Origin of the sequence: Klebsiella sp. 1SOBk10mer, assembly GCF_046602535.1 — a bacterium.
Lineage (GTDB): Bacteria > Pseudomonadota > Gammaproteobacteria > Enterobacterales > Enterobacteriaceae > Klebsiella > Klebsiella quasipneumoniae.
Map to the genome: position 1 here is coordinate 195,587 of NZ_JBKIUP010000002.1, position 18,821 is coordinate 214,407.

An 18,821-nucleotide genomic window follows, 5' to 3' on the forward strand; every position below is an offset into this window, starting at 1 on the left:
CGTCGTCAGCGACGTTTGCGGCCTGTCTGTTTTGCTGTCTGTTTTGCTTTCCGTTTTACTATAACCTCCGGAACGCCCGGCTGCTCAATGGGAAAAACAGGTAACGCGTTCAGTAGACGCGCGCCGTAGTTTTTGGTCAACAGACGCTTATCGTAAATCACCACCTCTCCCCAGCAGTGATGGCTACGGATCAAACGCCCCACCTGCTGAATAAGATTAAAGGAGGCGCTGGGCAAACTCTGTACCTCGAAGGGATAACGATTGAGGCTTTTCAGCCATTCGCCTTCGGTGATCACTACCGGGCTGTCGATGGGCGGAAAGGCGATTTTATGGATATGTACCTGGCTTAACAGATCGCCTTTTAAATCGAGACCTTCGGCAAAGGACTGCAGGCCCACCAGCACGCTGCGCTCGCCGCTTTCCACCCGTTTGCGATGCAGCTCCACCAGCCGGTAGCGCGGCTGGTCGCCCTGCACCAGCAGCATCAGACGCAGGTCGGTCACATGCTCCAGGAAGCGATTCATCGCTCGCCCACTGGCAAACAGCACCAGCATCCCGAGATGCTTCTTGCTCTCCACCTGCTGGCGAAAATAGGCCGCCATCTCGGCAATGTGCTGCTCTTCGTTATCTATCAACGGTTCATAGCGCATTTGAGGAATAATAATTTTCCCCTGCTCCACGTGGTTGAACGGCGAATCCAGCGCCACGAAGCGGTCACCCGCTTTTTCCTTCAGGCCGCTCATCTCCTGCAGGCGCGAGAAGCTGTTAAGAGAGCGCAGCGTCGCTGACGTCACCACGATATGCGGCACGCTGCGCCACAGCAGCCGCTCAAGCTGATCGCTGACGCGGATGCCGACGCAGTGGAACCAGACGTGGATCTGGCCGTCTCGCACTACCCGCGTCGCCCATTTGGTCACCGGCGCGCCAGAGGACTGCGCCAGCGACGCCAGACGCCACAGCTTGCTTTGGCTTTCAAACATGCCGAGGGCGCGGTTCATCTGCAGCAGTACCCGATGCAGACGCACCACGTCATGGCTGCCGGTCTTTTCGCTGAGATCGTTAAGAAACAGCTCCGCCAGCCCGCGCAGCGTCTCGGTGAGCTTCGCCAGCCGCTGGCAGATCTCCATCACCTCCTGCGGCAGTTCGCCCATCGGGAAGCGATGCTCCGCTTCCTGACCGGCGGGCATGTAGAGATTGAGAATATTATTCAACGACGCAATCAGCTCGAACAGCTCTTCGCAATGGCCGGCGAGCCGCTCCGGATTGGCCAGCGGCGGCGTGGTTTTCGGGCGGAACTGCTCCATGCAGGTAGCCACCAGCTTGCAAAACAGATCCAGCTGCAGGCGAAACCAGGGGGCGGTGATCTCGGCGCTCATCTCCAACGCGTCGCGGGCGACGTCCGGCAGATGATGGCCTTCATCAAGGACCAGCAGCAGGTTTTTCGGCTCCGGCAGCACCGCCTCGCTCTCCATCGCCGCCATCACCAGCGCATGGTTGGCTACCACCACTTCCGCCTCCTGAATTTCCCGCCGCGCCACAAAGAACGGACACTCGCGATAATAGTGGCAGTTGCGGTTCAGGCAGCTGGCCTTATCGGTGCTCAGCCGGCTCCATAGTCCATCGTCGATGGGTTTGTCGGTATGGTCGCGCAGGCCGTCCCAGCGATAGCTGTCAAGGTCCTGCTTCAGCGTCGCGCACAGTTTCTGCTCCGCCTGGTTGTTCGGGGTGAGATCGTCGTCGAGGAAAGCCAGCAGATCCTGCTGCGTCGGCTCGGTGCTGGCCAGCGCCGCCAGGTTGCGCGGGCAGACGTAGCGTCCGCGACCAAAGGCGGCGGTGAAGCGCAGGTCGGGGATAATCTTGCGCAGCAGCGGCAGGTCTTTACTGTAGATTTGATCCTGCAGGGCGACGTTGGCGGTGCTGACCACCAGCGTTTTTTGTTCCTCACGGGCGATGGCAATGCCAGGGATAAGGTATGACAGCGTTTTACCGACGCCGGTCGGCGCTTCGATAGCCAGATGCCTGCCCTCATCCCCGGCGAGGGTTTTCGCCACATCAGCGATCATCTGCCGCTGCGGGGGGCGGGGAATAAAGTCCGGGATCTGTTCCTGAAGCGCCTTATACCAGGCGGCGATTTGCGCTTTCAGCGCAGCGGTCAAAGCCATGAGAAAACCTGAATACTGTATAAACAGCCACTATTGTGCCATTTTTACCCGTCCGGAGGTATTGCTTTCTGCTGTGTGTGGAAGCGTGCTCGACAAATAGTGTAATGGAAAGAAAAAGGCCCGCCGCCGCGTAGCGGACAGACGGGCCTGAGCCGTGCTTAACCGCGTTATCGCGGCCCGGGCATCAGCCTGTTATTCGCCAGCCGGCTTACGCGGGCGACGGCGGCGCGGCGGTTTGCCGTCCTGAGTGCGCGCTTTCGGCGCCTCGCCGTCCTGGCGACGCGGGGCGCTGCTCTGGCTGCGCGGCTGTCCGCTGCGCCCCTGCCCCTGGCCGCCGCGTCCCTGCCCCTGACCACGACCGCCGCCGCGCTGCTGGCGACCGTTCTGGATAGGTTCGGCTTTAATCGACGGGTCCGGCTCATAGCCGGCAATCGCGATGCGCGGAATCTCTTTTTTCAGCAGGCGCTCGATATCGCGCAGCAGCTTGTGCTCATCGACGCACACCAGCGACAAGGCTTCGCCGGTGGCCGCCGCGCGACCGGTACGCCCAATACGGTGGACATAATCTTCCGGCACGTTCGGCAGCTCGTAGTTCACCACGTGCGGCAGCTCTTCGATATCCAGTCCGCGGGCGGCGATATCGGTCGCCACCAGCACGCGAATGCCGCCGGATTTAAAGTCGGCCAGCGCGCGGGTACGCGCCCCCTGGCTCTTGTTGCCATGGATCGCCGCGCTGCGGATGCCGTCTTTGTTGAGCTGCTCCGCGAGGTGGTTGGCGCCATGCTTGGTGCGGGTAAAGACCAGCACCTGCTGCCAGTTGCCTTCGCCGATAAGCTGCGACAGCAGTTCGCGCTTGCGGTTCTTATCAACAAAATGGACGTGCTGGGTGATCTGCTCGGAGGCGGTGTTGCGACGCGCCACTTCCACTTCCAGCGGGTTGTGCAGCAGTTTCTCCGCCAGGCCTTTGATCTCGTCGGAGAAGGTCGCCGAGAACAGCAGGTTCTGCCGACGCGGCGGCAGTTTAGCCAGTACGCGGCGGATGTCATGGATAAAGCCCATATCCAGCATGCGGTCCGCCTCATCCAGTACGAGGATTTCCACTTTATCGAGGCTGACGGCGTTCTGATGTTCGAGGTCCAGCAGACGGCCCGGGGTGGCGACGAGGATATCGACGCCGCCGCGCAGCTTCATCATCTGCGGGTTGATACTCACGCCGCCGAACACCACCAGCGAGCGAATATTCAGATATTTGCTGTAATCCCGCACGTTCTCGCCCACCTGCGCCGCCAGCTCGCGGGTCGGGGTCAGGATCAGCGCGCGCACCGGACGACGGCCCTTCGCGTGCGGCTCGTTCTGGATCAGGCGCTGCAGCAGCGGCAGAGTAAAGCCCGCCGTTTTACCGGTGCCGGTCTGGGCGCTGGCCATCAGGTCGCGGCCCTGCAGTACCGCCGGGATCGCCTGCTGCTGGATAGGGGTCGGATCAACGTAGCCCTGCTCAGCGACAGCGCGCAGGATATCGGGATTCAGGCCAAGGGAATCAAAAGACATAACAACTCCGAACCGCCCCGGCCCGGTGAAGGGCGTAGTTTTCAGGGAGATTATTGCGATAAGAGATGGCAAAAACCACAATGCCATGAAGGGGCGCAGTCTAGCAGATTTTGTGACAGGCCGCATAAAATCTGTAAAAGAATGCCGCGCCTGGCTGGCGGGAGGAAGAAGGCCGCTGAGAGCGCTCAGCGGCCAGGCGCGTCGCCGCAGCGCGGTTAACGCAGACGATACTTAATCTTTTCGACGATCTTCGCGGTGGAGATGCCGTAGCGATCGTGGAGGGTCGGCAGCGCGCCGGCCAACAGAAACGCGTCAGGCAGACCAACGGTATCCATCTCGCAGCGAACCCCCTTGCGCATCAGCAGGGCGGCCACAGCCTCCCCTAACCCGCCGACAGCGGTGTGGTTTTCGGCGGTGACCACCAGCCGACCCGGCTTCGACGCCTGTTCAATAATCGCTTTTTCATCCAGCGGTTTGATGGTCGGCACGTGCAGGACCGCCACGCTGATATTATCGGCCCGCAGCTTTTCAACCGCCTCCAGGGCGCGCATGGTCATCAGCCCGGAGGAGATAATCAGCACGTCGTTGCCGTCCTCCAGCAGCTTCGCTTTGCCCAGTTCGAACTGATAGTCGTATTTATCCAGCACCAGCGGCACCTTCCCGCGCAGCAGACGCATATACACCGGCCCCTGGTGATCGGCAATGGCCGGTACCGCCTGCTCAATCTCCAGCGCATCGCAGGGATCGACGATGACCATGCCGGGGATACCGCGCATGATCGCCAGATCTTCGGTGGCCTGATGGCTGGGGCCATAGCCGGTCGTCAGGCCCGGCAGCGCCGCGCAGATCTTGACGTTCAGATGTTCTTCAGCGATCACCTGATGAATAAAATCATAGGCGCGACGGGTCGCAAAGGCGGCATAGGTGGTGGCGAAGGGAATAAATCCCTCCTTCGCCATGCCTCCCGCCGCCGCCATCAGCAGCTGCTCCGCCATTCCCATCTGGAAAAAACGATCCGGGAAGGCCTGGGCGAAAATATGCAGGTCAGTATATTTTGACAGGTCCGCGGTCATACCGACGATTTCAGGGCGCTGCGCCGCCAGTTTCGACAGCGCGACGCCAAAGGGCGCAGAGACGGTCGCCTGGCCTTCATCGGCAATCGAAGCAATCATCGCCGACGTTTTTAAACGGGGTTTACTCTGGCTCATTACAGCACTCCTTCCGGTTTGTTAGCGTCCAGCACCGCAATCGCTTTTTGCCATTCGTCGGCATCGACGCGAATAAAATGGTTCTTATCGCGGGTTTCGAGGAACGGCACCCCTTTGCCCATCAGCGTGTCGCATAAAATGACCCGCGGCTGGTTGCCGGAATAACTTTTCGCGTTGTCAAAGGCGGCCATCACCGCCGGCAGATCGTTACCGTCTACGCGCTGTACGTACCAGCCGAAGGCGGCCCATTTATCCTGCAGCGGCTCAAAGCCGAGGATCTTGCGTGAATCGCCGTCGGCCTGCTGTTTGTTGACGTCGACAAGGTTAATCAGATTGGTCAGGCCATAGTGAGCCGCCGACATCGCCGCTTCCCAGGTCGAACCTTCGTCCAGCTCCCCATCGGACATCGAGTTGTAGACCCAGGCTGTGCTCTGTTTCTGCCGCAGCCCGAGCGCCATGCCGACGGCGATAGACAGCCCCTGCCCCAGCGAGCCGCCGGACATCTCCATCCCCGGCGTGTAGGTCGCCATGCCGGACATCGGCAGGCGGCTGTCGTCGGAGCCGTAGGTTTCCAGTTCCGCTTCCGGAATAATGCCCGCCTCCAACAGCGCGGCATAATAAGCGATAGCGTAATGGCCATGAGAAAGCAGGAACCGATCGCGCCCCTCCCACTCAGGATCTTCCGGGCGATAGGTCATGGCGTGGCTGAAGGCGGTAGCCAGCACATCGGCATATCCCAGCGCCTGGCCAATATAGCCCTGCCCCTGCACTTCCCCCATTTGCAGGGCGTAGCGGCGGATACGCCACGCCGCCGCAGCGACTTTTTGTGATTCGGTGATCTTCATCTCTGTGCCTCGCTTAGTGAATTAACATGCCGCCGTTAACATCCAGGGTGATACCGGTGGAGTAGGAAGAGAGGTCGCTGCCGAGGAACAGCGCGGCGCGGGCGATGTCCACCGCGTCGCCGAGGCGGTTCATCGGAATGTCGGCAAGAATATTGGCCGTCATCTCGTCCGTCAGCTTGCCGGCGGTGATGTCGGTCTGAATCAGCCCTGGGGTAATGCAGTTAACGCGGACGTTATCCGGGCCAAGTTCGCGCGCCATCGCTCGCGCCAGGCCGAGCACGCCGGCTTTTGCCGCGCTATAGTGCGGACCGCCGAAGATACCGCCGCCGCGCTGGGCGGAAACGGACGAGATGCAGACGATGCTGCCGGATTTTTGCGCCCGCATCGTGGGGATCACCGCCTGCGACATCAGCAGCGTGCCGCGCAGGCTGACATCGAGCACCGCGTCATAGTTGGCGCGCTTGATGTCCATCAGCTTCAGCGGCTGGGTGATCCCGGCGTTATTGACCAGCACATCGACCCGGCCGTATTTCGCCAAAATCTGTTCGATGGCCGCCTGCACCTGCACTTCGTCGGCGACGTTCGCCGCCAGGCCGAGATGGCCTTCGCCCAGTGCCGCCGCGGCGGTTTTACTGGCTTCGCCATTGAGGTCGATAATGACCACTTTCGCGCCGTTTTCGGCGAATAATTTCGCAGTCGCAAAACCCAAACCGCGTGCGGAGGCCGCGCCAGTAATAATGGCGGCTTTATCTTTTAATAACATAGTTTTACTCCATGACATTACGTCATATTAATTAACAGGATCTATTTTCGTTATTGTGGCTCATCGAGGAAAAGAATCACCACCAAACCCAATGCGGCGCAGATACCAAAATAGGTAAATACAGAATTAAAGCTCCCCGTCTTATCCAGTAAGAAACCGGCCACCATCGGCGCTACAAATCCGCCGAGGTTACCGCCGCTATTTATAATAGAAGAGGCAATGGGATAAGTTTTCGTATCCGAAACCGCCATACCGTAGGCGGTAAAAGCCGGCCAGCCGATATTCAAACAGAAACCGACAAAGAATAAACCAATACAGACCGCCAGGGTGCTTGCCGGTATATTTAGCATAATTAACATCATGACTACGGTTGATACCGCTGTGAATATCATGGTTGGTTTACGCCGGCGGCCTAATAATTTATCCGAAATCCATCCGCCGCCAATCGCGCCAATAAAGCCGCCAATGCACGGCATACTGGCCACGAAGCCCATACTCATCACATCGAAACCGCGCTCTTTCACTAAATACAGCGGAATCCAGGTTAATAACCCATATAACACGCTGACCATCATAAAATAGGCCAGGCAGTCTCCGAGAATATTTTTTGAGGTAAATAAGCCCTTCGCCGTATTCACAGGCGCCATTTTTTTCACCCGAATAATTTTATCCAGCCAGGTGAAGCGATCGGCGATTAATATATTTTCGCGTACACCGTCGTTATGATGGCTGTCGCGCCCGGCGTTGATCTCTGCCAGTTCGCTTTGAGATACAAATCCGCTCTCCGCGGGCTTTGACTTGACCAACAGGTACCACGCTATCGCCGCCACGATCCCGGGAATGGCAAAGGAGAAAAAGACCCACCGCCAGCCCCAGGTCACCGCAATCCACACCGCCAGCGGCGGCACGATAATCGGCGCAAACATGGTCGCCGCGATGTAAACGCCGGTTGCTGTGGCTTTCTCTTTCGGCGGAAACCAGTTATTTATCGTCGACGCCAGCCCCACCGGGCAGGGACCTTCGCTCAGCCCCAAGCCCAGCCGCACCAGCTTCAGGCCAAACACGGAGCTCACCGTGCCCATCAGCCAGGTAAAGGCGGAGAAGCCGAAAATGGATAGTGAAACCAGCCCCCGGGTGCCGCGTCTGGCGATGAAAAAGCCGGCCGGGATCTGGCTGACCGCATAGCCGAGGAAAAACATACTGGCAATCGCTCCGGCCTCAAAATTATTGATATGAAATTCATCAATGATGAAAGGCAGTACCGCGCCGATATTCGTTCTGTCGGCGTAATTGATGGCATACACCAGGAAAATCATCGTCAAAACCACAAAACGATATTTTGTTTTCCTGGCGTCAGTACAGACCAGCGTATCTATACGTGACATAGGGTTTCCTCATCTTATACCTCATCCACTTCGCCGTAGGTTGCCGTCTGGGTCGCCGCGTTTCACGCGCCCCGGCGCAACAAGAGAGACATGTCTTTTTGCACAGCGAAACAGGTGGTTAGGTGTTTTATTATTGCGATCCAAGCGCATCGCAGTTTGTGATCAGGCCTGTGAGGGGAATATAACAACCCAAAAATGAAACGGTATTCAAAAAAGCTCAATTATGATTGAGAAAAATTGAGTTAGTGACTCCCCGCAAATTTTTAGCATTTACTGAGAGGCGTGCTTTTAACGAGATAAATTGTTAAGCCCATCACAAATTAAAATGGTTTTTTCGCTTTTCCCTGGGCTGTTCATCACGGCTGCGCCACGCTGTTCGCCATTTTCTTTTATTCGCGCCCCGCGCAGGATGCCGCCATGAGTCAACCACTGCCCAATAAAAATCTGCCGATGCCCTCTTTACGCAATATCCAGGCTTTTATTGAAGTCGCCGCGACCGGCAGCCTCAACCTGGCGGCAGAGAATCTCAACATTACCGCCTCGGCGGTCAGCCATCAGATAGCCAGTCTGGAGCACTTGCTGGGAAAAAAACTGTTCTCCCGCAGCAGCAAAGGCGTGATGTTAACCGCGGTGGGAGAAAAATATCTCAAAGAGGTCTCCGGAGCGCTGAATATGATTGGCCAGGCCACCAGCCAGGTGATCAACGATATTCATCAGGATTATTTACGCATTCACTCGGCGCCGAGCTTCGGCCTGCTGTGGCTAATGCCGCGGCTGGATAAATTCCGTCAGGCCTGGCCGGAGCTGAAAATCAGCCTCACCTGCTCTTACGAAAGCATTCAGTTTTCCCGGGATAATATTGATATCGATATTCGCCACGGGCTGTCGCAGTGGCCGACGCTGCTGGTCAGAACCATTAAAAATGAGTGCGTCCTGCCCTACAGCGCCGCCTCTTATTTAACCCGCCATGCGGTTCGCGCCCCGGAAGATCTGCTGGCCTGCGATCTGATCCATTCCGACAGCACCTTAATTAACTGGAGCAACTGGCTGTCGTGGCACAAGGTCCGCGGCTGGCACAAAAACTTTATCTTTAATTTCGACCGGTCGTACATGAGCATCGAGGCGGCCCGGATGGGGATGGGGGTGATCCTGGAAAGCAATCTGCTGGCCGGCGGCCATGTGCGCCAGGGGCAGCTGACGCCGGTGTTTGCCGACGAGCGGAGCATGCCGGTCGGCGCGCACCACTTCGTCCTTCCCCACGCTAATGAACAGAAGGAGAAGGTCCAGCGCTTCTTCGCCTGGGTCGCCGGGGAGCTAGAGGAAGACGGCTTTCATATTTAGCCCTGGCGGGTGGACAAAGCGCCAGTCGACGCCTAAAGTTAATCAATCGATTGATTAATTTTTAAGAGCGCGATGACCAGTAAAGGCGAACAGGCAAAAAGTCAGCTTATCGCGGCCGCTATCGCCCAGTTTGGCGAGTACGGCCAGCACGCCACCACCCGCGACATCGCCGCCCAGGCCGGGCAGAATATCGCCGCTATCACCTACTATTTTGGCTCGAAAGACGACCTGTATCTCGCCTGCGGCCAGTGGATCGCCGATTTTATCGGTGACAATTTTCGCCCGCACGCCGAAGCGGCGGAGGCCCTGCTCGCCGGAGAGTCGCCGGATCGCCAGGCGATCCGCGCCCTTATCCTCAGCGCCTGCCATAACATGATCCTGCTGCTGACCCAGGAGGATACGGTCAACTTGAGCAAATTTATTTCCCGGGAACAGTTGGCGCCCACCGCCGCGTACCATCTGATCCACCAGCAGGTGATCGCCCCCCTGCACCACTATCTCACCCGGCTAATCGCCGCCTGGACCGGCCGCGATGCCGGTGATACGCAAATGATCCTTCATACCCACGCCCTGCTGGGCGAGGTGCTCGCTTTCCGTCTCGGGCGTGAAACTATCCTGCTGCGCACCGGCTGGACGCAGTTTGACGCGCAAAAAACCGAACAGATTTTTGAGGTCATTACCTGTCATATCGATTTCATCCTGCATGGGTTATCGCAAAGGAGTTTGGGCTGATGAAAAAACCCGTCGTCGTCATTCTGCTGATCGTGATTCTTCTCGCCGCGCTGGGCGGCGGCTGGTGGTGGTACCAGAGCAGCCGGCAGCAGCCGCTGACCCTGTATGGCAATGTCGATATCCGCACCGTCAATATGAGCTTCCGCGTCGGCGGCAGGCTGGCCTCGCTGACCGTCGACGAAGGCGACAGCATCCGCGCCGGGCAAACCCTCGGCGCGCTTGACCGAGCTCCCTATGAAAACGCCCTGCTGCAGGCGCAGGCCAACGTCTCCACCGCCCAGGCGCAGTATGACCTGATGATGGCCGGCTACCGCTCGGAAGAGATTGCCCAGGCCGCGGCGGCGGTAAATCAGGCGCAGGCCGCTTACGACTACGCGCAAAACTTTTATCAGCGCCAGCTGGGTTTACGCGCCAGCAGCGCCATTTCCGCCAACGATCTGGAGAACGCCCGCTCCTCGCGCGACCAGGCGCAGGCAACGCTGAAGTCAGCGCAGGATAAACTGCGTCAATACCGCGCCGGCAACCGTCCGCAGGAGATAGCCCAGGCCAAAGCCAGCCTCGAACAGGCGCAGGCGGCGCTGGCGCAGGCCAAACTGGACCTGCACGATACGGTGCTGACCGCCCCTTCCGACGGCACGCTGATGACCCGCGCCGTCGAGCCCGGCACCATGCTCAACGCCGGCAGCACGGTGCTGACGCTGTCATTAACTCATCCGGTATGGGTCCGGGCCTACGTTGATGAGAAAAACCTCGGCCAGGCGCAGCCGGGACAAGAGGTGCTGCTCTATACCGACAGCCGGCCGGATAAGCCCTATCACGGCAAAATCGGCTTTGTCTCGCCAAGCGCTGAGTTCACGCCGAAGACCGTTGAAACGCCGGATCTGCGTACCGACCTCGTTTATCGTCTGCGTATTGTGGTGACCGATGCCGACGGCGCCCTGCGCCAGGGGATGCCGGTGACCGTCTCCTTTAACCACGGGAACGGACATGAGTGAGGCCGTCATCGCCTTAAACGGCCTGAGCCGCCGTTTCTCCGGGATGGACAGGCCAGCGGTGGCGCCGCTGACCTGTACGATCCGCGCCGGCTACGTCACCGGGCTGGTAGGCCCCGACGGCGCAGGGAAAACCACCCTGATGCGGATGCTCGCCGGGTTGCTCAAGCCTGATGAGGGCAGCGCCAGGGTGATCGGCTTTGATCCGCTAAAAGACGACAGCGCTCTGCACGCGGTGCTCGGCTATATGCCGCAGAAGTTCGGCCTGTATGAAGATCTGACGGTGATGGAAAACCTGACCCTGTACGCCGACCTGCGCAGCGTCACCGGCGAGGCACGGAAGAAAATTTTCGACCGCCTGCTGGATTTTACCGCCCTTGGCCCGTTCACCGAACGGCTGGCGGGCAAGCTCTCCGGCGGTATGAAGCAAAAACTGGGGCTCGCCTGTACCCTTGTGGGTGACCCGAAGGTGCTGCTGCTGGATGAACCCGGCGTCGGCGTCGACCCGATCTCCCGCCGCGAGCTATGGCAGATGGTGCACGAGCTGGCCGGCGACGGCATGTTGATCCTGTGGAGCACCTCTTATCTCGATGAAGCCGAGCAGTGTCGCGATGTGCTGCTGATGAACGAAGGCAAATTGCTTTATCAAGGAGAGCCGACGGCCCTGACGCAAACCATGGCCGGGCGCAGCTTTCTGGTCTCCAGCCCGCAGGAGAACAACCGCCGCCTGCTGCAGCGGGCGCTGAAGCTGCCGCAGGTTAGCGACGGCGTGATTCAGGGCAAATCGGTGCGTCTGATCCTGAAAAAGGAGGCCCGCATCGATGAGGTTCAGGAACATGACGATATGCCGCCGCTGCAGGTGGCCGACACCGCGCCGCGCTTTGAAGACGCCTTTATCGACCTGCTTGGCGGCGCCGGCACCGCCGAATCGCCGCTGGGGGCGATTATCCATCGCGTTGACGGCAGTAAAGACGAAACGGTGATTGAGGCGCAGTCGCTGACGAAAAAATTTGGCGATTTCGCCGCCACCGACCACGTCGATTTCCAGGTCAAGCGCGGCGAGATCTTCGGCCTGCTCGGCCCCAACGGCGCCGGTAAATCCACCACCTTCAAAATGATGTGCGGCCTGCTGGTGCCCACCTCCGGCAAAGCGCTGGTGCTGGGGATGGATCTTAAGGTCAGCTCCGGCAAGGCGCGTCAGCATCTGGGCTATATGGCGCAAAAATTTTCGCTGTACGGCAACCTCAGCGTCGAGCAGAACCTGCGCTTTTTCTCCGGCGTCTACGGCCTGCGCGGTCGGGCGCAAAATGACAAAATCGCCCGCATGAGCGATGCCTTCGGTCTGAACAGCATTGCCCGCCACGCCGCCGACGAGCTGCCGCTCGGCTATAAGCAGCGGCTGGCGTTGGCCTGCTCGCTGATGCATGAGCCAGACATTCTGTTTCTCGACGAACCCACCTCCGGGGTCGATCCCCTCACTCGTCGCGAATTCTGGTTGCATATCAACAGCATGGTGGATAAAGGGGTGACGGTGATGGTCACCACTCACTTTATGGATGAGGCGGAGTATTGCGACCGCATTGGGCTGGTCTATCACGGCAAGCTTATCGCCAGCGGCACCCCGGACGCGCTGAAGGCCCAGGCGGCGGATGACAACCAGACGGACCCGACCATGGAGCAGGCGTTTATTACCCTGATTAACCGTTGGGATAAGGAGAATGGCCATGAGCAGTAACCTTCTCTCCTGGCGACGGGTCCGCGCCCTGTGCGTGAAAGAGACCCGGCAGATCGTCCGCGATCCCAGCAGCTGGCTGATTGCGGTGGTGATCCCGCTATTGCTGCTGTTTATCTTCGGCTACGGCATTAACCTCGACTCCAGCAAGCTGCGGGTGGGGGTTCTGCTGGAGCAGCAGAGCGAAGAGGCGCTGGATTTCGTCCATACCATGACCGGCTCACCCTACATCGACGCCACCGTCAGCGATAATCGCCAGCAGTTAATTCAGCTGATGCAGGCCGGTCGCATCCGCGCCATGGTGGTCATTCCGGTGGACTTCGACCGCCAGATGGCCCGCCCCGGCGCCAGCGCGCCGCTCCAGCTCATCACCGACGGCAGCGAGCCCAATACCGCTAACTTCGCCCAGGGCTACGTGGAGGGGATCTGGCAGATCTGGCAGCAGCAGCGGGCGGAAGATCGCGGCGAGACCTTTGAACCGCTGATCGACGTGCAGATGCGCTACTGGTTTAACCCGGCGGCTATCAGCCAGCACTTTATTATCCCCGGGGCGATCACCATTATCATGACCGTAGTCGGCGCGATACTGACCTCGCTGGTGGTGGCGCGGGAATGGGAGCGCGGCACCATGGAGGCGCTACTGTCGACGGAGATCACCCGCGCCGAACTGCTGCTGTGCAAGCTCATTCCCTACTACTTCCTCGGCATGCTGGCGATGCTGCTGTGTATGCTGGTGTCAGTATTTATTCTCGGCGTGCCCTATCGCGGTTCGCTGCCGATCCTGTTTGTCATCACCAGTCTGTTTTTGCTCAGCACCCTGGGGATGGGGCTGCTTATCTCAACCATTACCCGCAACCAGTTTAACGCCGCGCAGGTGGCGCTGAACGCCGCGTTTTTACCGTCGATTATGCTGTCCGGGTTTATTTTCCAGATAGATAGTATGCCGGCGGTGATCCGCGCCGTGACCTACGTGATCCCGGCGCGCTATTTCGTCAACACCCTGCAAAGCCTGTTTCTGGCGGGCAATATTCCGGTGGTACTGCTGGTGAATGTGCTGTTTTTGATTGCTTCGGCGGTGATGTTTATCGGTCTGACATGGTTGAAAACCAAGCGGCGTCTGGATTAGGTTTTGCCCGGTGGCGCTGTGCTGACCGGGCCTACGGTTTAACCAACATCGATTATACGGTTCGCCGATCCTCCCAGGCCGGGCAAACGCAGTGCCGCCCGGCGTTGTTGAATGGGCCAAAGGAGCTATTATGTTTCACCGTTTATGGACATTGATTCGCAAAGAGCTGCAGTCGCTGCTGCGCGAACCACAGACGCGGGCAATTTTAATCATGCCGGTGCTGATTCAGGTGCTGCTGTTTCCCTTTGCCGCGACGCTGGAGGTGACCAACGCCACCATCGCCATCTACAACGAAGACAGCGGTCGCCACGCGGTGGAACTCACTCAGCGCTTCGCCCGCGCCAAAGCCTTTACCCACGTTCTGCTGCTGAAAAGCCCGCAGGCGATCCAGCCGACCATCGATGAACAAAAAGCCCTGCTGGTGGTGCGCTTCCCGGCGGATTTCTCTCGCAACCTCGACAACTATCAAACCGCCCCGCTGCAGCTCCTGCTCGACGGGCGCAACTCCAACAGCGCGCAAATCGCCGCCAACTATCTGCAACAGGTCGTGAAAAATTATCAGCAGGAACTGCTGGAGGACAAAGCGAAGCCGAACAACAGCGAACTGGTGGTGCGCAACTGGTATAACCCGAATCTCGACTACAAATGGTTCGTGGTGCCGTCGCTCATCGCCATGATCACCACCATCGGAGTGATGATCGTCACCTCGCTGTCGGTGGCCCGCGAGCGCGAGCAGGGCACCCTCGATCAGCTGCTGGTCTCGCCCCTCGCCACCTGGCAAATCTTTGTCGGTAAAGCGGTACCGGCGCTGATCGTCGCCACCCTGCAGGCGACTATCGTGCTGGCGATTGGTATCTGGGCCTATCAGATCCCTTTTGCCGGCTCGCTGCTGCTGTTCTATTTCACCATGGTGATTTACGGTCTGTCGCTGGTGGGATTTGGCTTATTGATCTCATCGCTATGTTCAACGCAACAGCAGGCGTTTATTGGCGTGTTCGTCTTTATGATGCCGGCGATTCTTCTCTCCGGCTATGTTTCACCGGTGGAAAACATGCCGCAGTGGCTGCAGGATCTGACGTGGATAAACCCGATCCGCCACTTTACCGATATCACCAAGCAAATTTATTTGAAGGATGCGAGTCTGGAGATTGTGTGGGGAAGTTTGTGGCCGCTACTGGTCATAGCGGCCACCACCGGCTCAGCGGCGTATGCGATGTTCCGAAGAAAGATTGCGTAATTTTTTATCTTTCGCCAGCAGCGAGACCACCGCCGGGCCTGCCAGTATCACCAGCCCGGCGAGGGCCAGCAGCAGGTTGTTGTGCAGCACGCGCGACAGCAACCACAGCGCTATCATGGCGGCGCCGAAGTACCAGGTGGTGGTGAGCTCCTCAAGGAAGTCTCCCACATCGCGCCAGCGCGCCTCATGGTGACGCTGCAGAAACAGCATCGCCAGCAGCGTGACGCTGTAGAGGACGCACAGCCCTAATCCGACGCGCACCAGCGCGCCGCTCATCCATCCCATCACCAGCACTGCCACGACCAGTAGATGCAACATAATCTGCCAGCAACTAAGACCTGTTGCGACGCGTACACGTTGTTGCCACTTCATGGCTTCTCTCCTGAAGGATTTTTCTCTGCTACTCAGAGTACCGCACTTTACGGAAAATTCCGTATCACCGCATCTTTTTGTGACGTCTACTACACTATTTTATTCAGGAAAGTGACATTTACTGGAGAATTATGGCTGAGCCAACGTCGGGATTTTCGTTGAACGTGCTGACAATTAACACCCATAAAGGCTTTACGGCGTTTAATCGGCGTTTTATTTTGCCCGAGCTGCGCGAAGCCGTTCGCAGCGTCAGCGCTGACATAGTTTGCCTGCAGGAAGTGATGGGCGCTCACGAAGTTCACCCGCTGCATATCGAAAACTGGCCAGATAAGACCCATTACGAATTTCTTGCCGACACTATGTGGAGCGACTACGCCTATGGGCGCAACGCGGTCTATCCGGAAGGTCACCACGGGAATGCCGTGCTGTCGCGCTTCCCGATTGAATACTATGAAAATCGCGATATCTCGGTCGGCAACGGGGAGAAACGCGGCCTGCTGTACTGCCGCATCGTACCGCCGCAGAGCGGCGTTACGATTCACGTCATTTGCGTCCATCTCGGACTGCGTGCCGACCAGCGGCAGGCGCAGCTGGCGATGCTGGCGGAGTGGGTCAATACCCTGCCCGCCGGCGAGCCGGTGGTGGTGGCCGGAGATTTTAACGACTGGCGTCAGCAGGCTAACCAGCCGTTAAAGGTCCAGGCAGGGCTGGAAGAGATCTTTACCCGCGCCCGCGGACGGCCGGCGCGCACCTTTCCGGTCAGTTTTCCGCTGCTGCGCCTCGATCGCATTTACGTCAAGAACGCCCACGCCAGCCGCCCGAAGGCGCTGGCCCTCAAACAGTGGCGGCATCTGTCCGATCATGCACCCCTTAGCGTGGAGATTCATTTGTGAAATGTCGTTGGCAGGAAGGCAACCGCATTACGCTACTGGAGAACGGCGACCAGTATTACCCGGCGCTGTTTGCGGCCATCGGTCGCGCCAGCCGGCGGGTGATCCTCGAATCCTTTATCTGGTTTGAAGATGAGGTCGGCTGGCGGCTGCACGCGGTTCTGCTGAAGGCAGCCCGCCGCGGCATCCAGGTGGAAGTGCTGCTTGACGGCTACGGCTCGCCGGATCTTAGCGATGAGTTTGTCGGTGAACTGACCGCCGCGGGGGTGATTTTCCGCTATTACGACCCGCGCCCTAAGCTGATGGGAATGCGTACCAACCTGTTCCGTCGCATGCACCGTAAAATCGTGGTGATCGACGACACCACCGCCTTTGTCGGCGGCATCAACTACTCCGCCGAACATATGAGCGACTATGGCCCGGAGGCCAAACAGGATTACACGGTGCAGGTCGAAGGGCCGGTGGTGCTCGATATTCTGCAGTTCGAACTGGAGAATCTGCCCAACAGCGAAACCGCCCGCCGCTGGTGGCGCCGTCGTCGCCATCAGCCGGAGATCAACCAGACCCCCGGCGAGGCGCAGGCGCTGTTCGTCTGGCGCGATAACCAGGATCACCGCGACGATATCGAACGCCACTACCTGAAGATGCTGACCAGCGCCCGCCGGGAGGTGATAATCGCGAACGCCTATTTTTTCCCCGGCTACCGTCTGTTGCATGCGATGCGCAATGCCGCGCGGCGCGGGGTGCGGGTGAAGCTGATCGTCCAGGGCGAACCGGATATTCCGATTGTGAAGTTCGGCGCCCACCTGCTCTACCACTACCTCGTCAAAGGCGGCGTGCAGATCTACGAATATCGCCGCCGTCCGCTGCATGGCAAAGTCGCCCTCGCGGACGACCACTGGGCCACCGTCGGGTCGAGCAACCTCGATCCGCTCAGCCTGTCGTTGAATCTGGAAGCCAATCTGATCATCCACGACCGGGTGTTTAACCAGACGCTGCGCGATAATCTTAACGGGCTTATCGCCCGGGATTGTCAGCGGATCGATAAAACGATGCTGCCGAAACGCAACTGGTGGCGGCTGGGGGTGAGCGTGATGGCCTTCCACTTTCTGCGCCACTTTCCGGCGTGGGTCGGCTGGCTGCCGGCCCATACTCCGCGGCTGGCCAGGGTCAGCCCGCCGGTGCAGCCGGAGATTGAAACTCAGGATCGCGTCGAGTCACCTACCAGGGATAATCCACTATGAGCAAATCGCACCCTCGCTGGCGGATGGCAAAAAGAGTGCTGACCGTACTCTTTTTTATCGCCGTGATCGTCCTGCTGGTGATTTACGCGCAGAAGGTCGACTGGCAGGAAGTATGGAAGGTGATCCGCGGCTATGATCGGCTGGCCTTGTTCAGCGCCATTGCGCTGGTCATCGTCAGCTATCTGATCTACGGCTGCTACGATCTGCTTGGCCGGGCCTATTGTGGGCATAAGCTGGCGAAACGCCAGGTGATGCTGGTGTCGTTTATCTGCTATGCCTTCAACCTGACCCTCAGCACCTGGGTCGGCGGCATCGGCATGCGCTACCGGTTGTACTCGCGGCTGGGGCTCAACGGCGGCACCATCACCCGTATTTTTTCATTAAGCATCACCACCAACTGGCTGGGCTATATCCTGCTCGGTGGGGTGATATTTACAGCGGATCTGGTGAAGCTGCCGCCGCACTGGTACATCAGTCAGACCACTCTGCGCATTATCGGCGGAGTGATGCTGTTTCTCACGCTGTGCTATCTGTTTGGCTGCGCCTTCGCCAAACGCCGTCATCTGACGATCAAAGGTCAGCGGCTGGTGCTGCCCTCCTGGCGATTCGCGCTGCTGCAGATGGGGGTCTCGGCGGCGAACTGGATGGCGATGGGGGCGATCATCTGGCTGCTGTTGGGCAGCGAGATTAACTATTTCCTTGTATTGGGGGTACTGCTGGTGAGCAGTATCGCCGGGGTGATTATCCACATTCCGGCCGGGATTGGCGTGCTGGAGGCGGTGTTCATCGCCATGCTCTCCGGGGAAGAGATTTCGAAGGGAGCGATCATCGCCGCTCTCCTCGCCTGGCGCGCGCTCTATTATTTCCTGCCGCTGCTGCTAGCGACGGTGGCCTATTTGCTGCTGGAGAGTCGGGCGAAAAAGTTGCGGCAAAAGAACCAGCGCAAGCTGGCCCGCGAATGAAATCGCCCGGCGGCGCTGCGCTTGCGCGGACCTACTGGGTCTGAGCCTGTGAAAGGATCCTGTAGGCCGGGTAAGGCGCAGCCGCCACCCGGCAATATCACGGGTACCGTGCCTGACGTCTCGCCCGGCGGCGCTGCGCTTGCGCGGACCAACGGGGTCTGAGCCTGCGAGAGGAGCCTGTAGGCCGGGTAAGGCGCAGCCGCCACCCGGCAATACCACGGGTACCGCGCCTGACGTCTCGCCCGGCGGCGCTGCGCTTGCCGGGCGGTAGGGGATGCAACC

The 18,821-nt window shown here is 59.0% G+C and carries 17 protein-coding genes; 9 read left to right on the forward strand and 8 right to left on the reverse strand.

Annotated elements, in window-relative coordinates:
• Positions 1-5: 5 nt before the first annotated feature.
• From dinG to ACLH1I_RS06695, 7 genes are all read right to left on the reverse strand, one after another.
• The gene (gene dinG / locus ACLH1I_RS06665; protein WP_017900158.1) at positions 6-2,162 is read right to left on the reverse strand and encodes an ATP-dependent DNA helicase DinG; all 2,157 of its coding nucleotides are present in this window, start codon (positions 2,160-2,162) and stop codon (positions 6-8) included.
• Positions 2,163-2,354: 192 nt separating this feature from the next.
• Positions 2,355-3,710, reverse strand: a complete 1,356-nt coding sequence (gene rhlE, locus ACLH1I_RS06670; RefSeq protein WP_017900159.1) for an ATP-dependent RNA helicase RhlE — start codon at positions 3,708-3,710, stop codon at positions 2,355-2,357.
• 215 nt (positions 3,711-3,925) lie between these two features.
• Positions 3,926-4,918: a transketolase family protein gene (locus ACLH1I_RS06675; RefSeq protein ID WP_017900160.1), complete on the reverse strand. Its 993-nt coding sequence runs from the start codon at positions 4,916-4,918 to the stop codon at positions 3,926-3,928.
• Positions 4,918-5,763, reverse strand: coding sequence for a transketolase (locus tag ACLH1I_RS06680; protein ID WP_017900161.1), 846 nt, complete (start codon positions 5,761-5,763; stop codon positions 4,918-4,920). The genes ACLH1I_RS06675 and ACLH1I_RS06680 overlap by 1 nt, the downstream gene beginning before the upstream one ends.
• 13 nt (positions 5,764-5,776) lie before the next feature.
• Positions 5,777-6,526, reverse strand: a complete 750-nt coding sequence (locus ACLH1I_RS06685; RefSeq protein WP_411302753.1) for an SDR family NAD(P)-dependent oxidoreductase — start codon at positions 6,524-6,526, stop codon at positions 5,777-5,779.
• A gap of 50 nt (positions 6,527-6,576) precedes the next feature.
• Entirely contained in the window at positions 6,577-7,911 is a 1,335-nt protein-coding gene (locus tag ACLH1I_RS06690; protein WP_017900163.1) for an MFS transporter, read from the reverse strand.
• 288 nt (positions 7,912-8,199) lie between these two features.
• A complete protein-coding gene (locus ACLH1I_RS06695) occupies positions 8,200-8,337 on the reverse strand; it encodes a hypothetical protein (RefSeq protein ID WP_032431308.1) in 138 nt (45 codons plus the stop codon).
• Between ACLH1I_RS06695 and ACLH1I_RS06700 the strand changes: the two genes are divergently transcribed.
• From ACLH1I_RS06700 to ACLH1I_RS06725, 6 genes are all read left to right on the forward strand, one after another.
• Positions 8,329-9,252: a LysR substrate-binding domain-containing protein gene (locus tag ACLH1I_RS06700; RefSeq protein ID WP_049004033.1), complete on the forward strand. Its 924-nt coding sequence runs from the start codon at positions 8,329-8,331 to the stop codon at positions 9,250-9,252. The genes ACLH1I_RS06695 and ACLH1I_RS06700 overlap by 9 nt on opposite strands.
• 57 nt (positions 9,253-9,309) lie before the next feature.
• A complete protein-coding gene (gene cecR, locus ACLH1I_RS06705; protein ID WP_085956527.1) occupies positions 9,310-9,984 on the forward strand; it encodes a transcriptional regulator CecR in 675 nt (224 codons plus the stop codon).
• Positions 9,984-10,979, forward strand: coding sequence for a secretion protein HlyD (hlyD, locus tag ACLH1I_RS06710; RefSeq protein ID WP_017900166.1), 996 nt, complete (start codon positions 9,984-9,986; stop codon positions 10,977-10,979). The genes cecR and hlyD overlap by 1 nt, the downstream gene beginning before the upstream one ends.
• The gene (locus ACLH1I_RS06715; protein WP_004886165.1) at positions 10,972-12,711 is read left to right on the forward strand and encodes an ATP-binding cassette domain-containing protein; all 1,740 of its coding nucleotides are present in this window, start codon (positions 10,972-10,974) and stop codon (positions 12,709-12,711) included. Before hlyD ends, ACLH1I_RS06715 begins: the two co-directional genes overlap by 8 nt.
• Positions 12,701-13,834 carry an ABC transporter permease gene (locus ACLH1I_RS06720; RefSeq protein ID WP_004886164.1) on the forward strand — a complete coding sequence of 378 codons (1,134 nt, stop codon included), beginning with the start codon at positions 12,701-12,703 and terminating at the stop codon, positions 13,832-13,834. Before ACLH1I_RS06715 ends, ACLH1I_RS06720 begins: the two co-directional genes overlap by 11 nt.
• A 130-nt stretch (positions 13,835-13,964) precedes the next feature.
• Complete coding sequence (locus ACLH1I_RS06725; RefSeq protein ID WP_004886162.1) at positions 13,965-15,071, forward strand: ABC transporter permease; 1,107 nt, start codon at positions 13,965-13,967, stop codon at positions 15,069-15,071.
• Here ACLH1I_RS06725 and ACLH1I_RS06730 read toward each other — a convergent pair.
• The gene (locus ACLH1I_RS06730; protein WP_012542390.1) at positions 15,033-15,443 is read right to left on the reverse strand and encodes a YbhQ family protein; all 411 of its coding nucleotides are present in this window, start codon (positions 15,441-15,443) and stop codon (positions 15,033-15,035) included. The genes ACLH1I_RS06725 and ACLH1I_RS06730 overlap by 39 nt on opposite strands.
• A gap of 131 nt (positions 15,444-15,574) precedes the next feature.
• Here ACLH1I_RS06730 and ACLH1I_RS06735 point away from each other — a divergent pair, with 131 nt between their 5' ends.
• The 3 genes from ACLH1I_RS06735 to ACLH1I_RS06745 are packed head-to-tail and all read left to right on the forward strand — an operon-like array spanning position 15,575 to position 18,539.
• Positions 15,575-16,336 carry an endonuclease/exonuclease/phosphatase family protein gene (locus ACLH1I_RS06735; RefSeq protein ID WP_017900168.1) on the forward strand — a complete coding sequence of 254 codons (762 nt, stop codon included), beginning with the start codon at positions 15,575-15,577 and terminating at the stop codon, positions 16,334-16,336.
• Positions 16,333-17,577, forward strand: coding sequence for a cardiolipin synthase ClsB (clsB, locus tag ACLH1I_RS06740; RefSeq protein WP_004886156.1), 1,245 nt, complete (start codon positions 16,333-16,335; stop codon positions 17,575-17,577). Before ACLH1I_RS06735 ends, clsB begins: the two co-directional genes overlap by 4 nt.
• Positions 17,574-18,539: a YbhN family protein gene (locus tag ACLH1I_RS06745; protein WP_017900169.1), complete on the forward strand. Its 966-nt coding sequence runs from the start codon at positions 17,574-17,576 to the stop codon at positions 18,537-18,539. The genes clsB and ACLH1I_RS06745 overlap by 4 nt, the downstream gene beginning before the upstream one ends.
• Positions 18,540-18,821 lie beyond the last annotated feature (282 nt).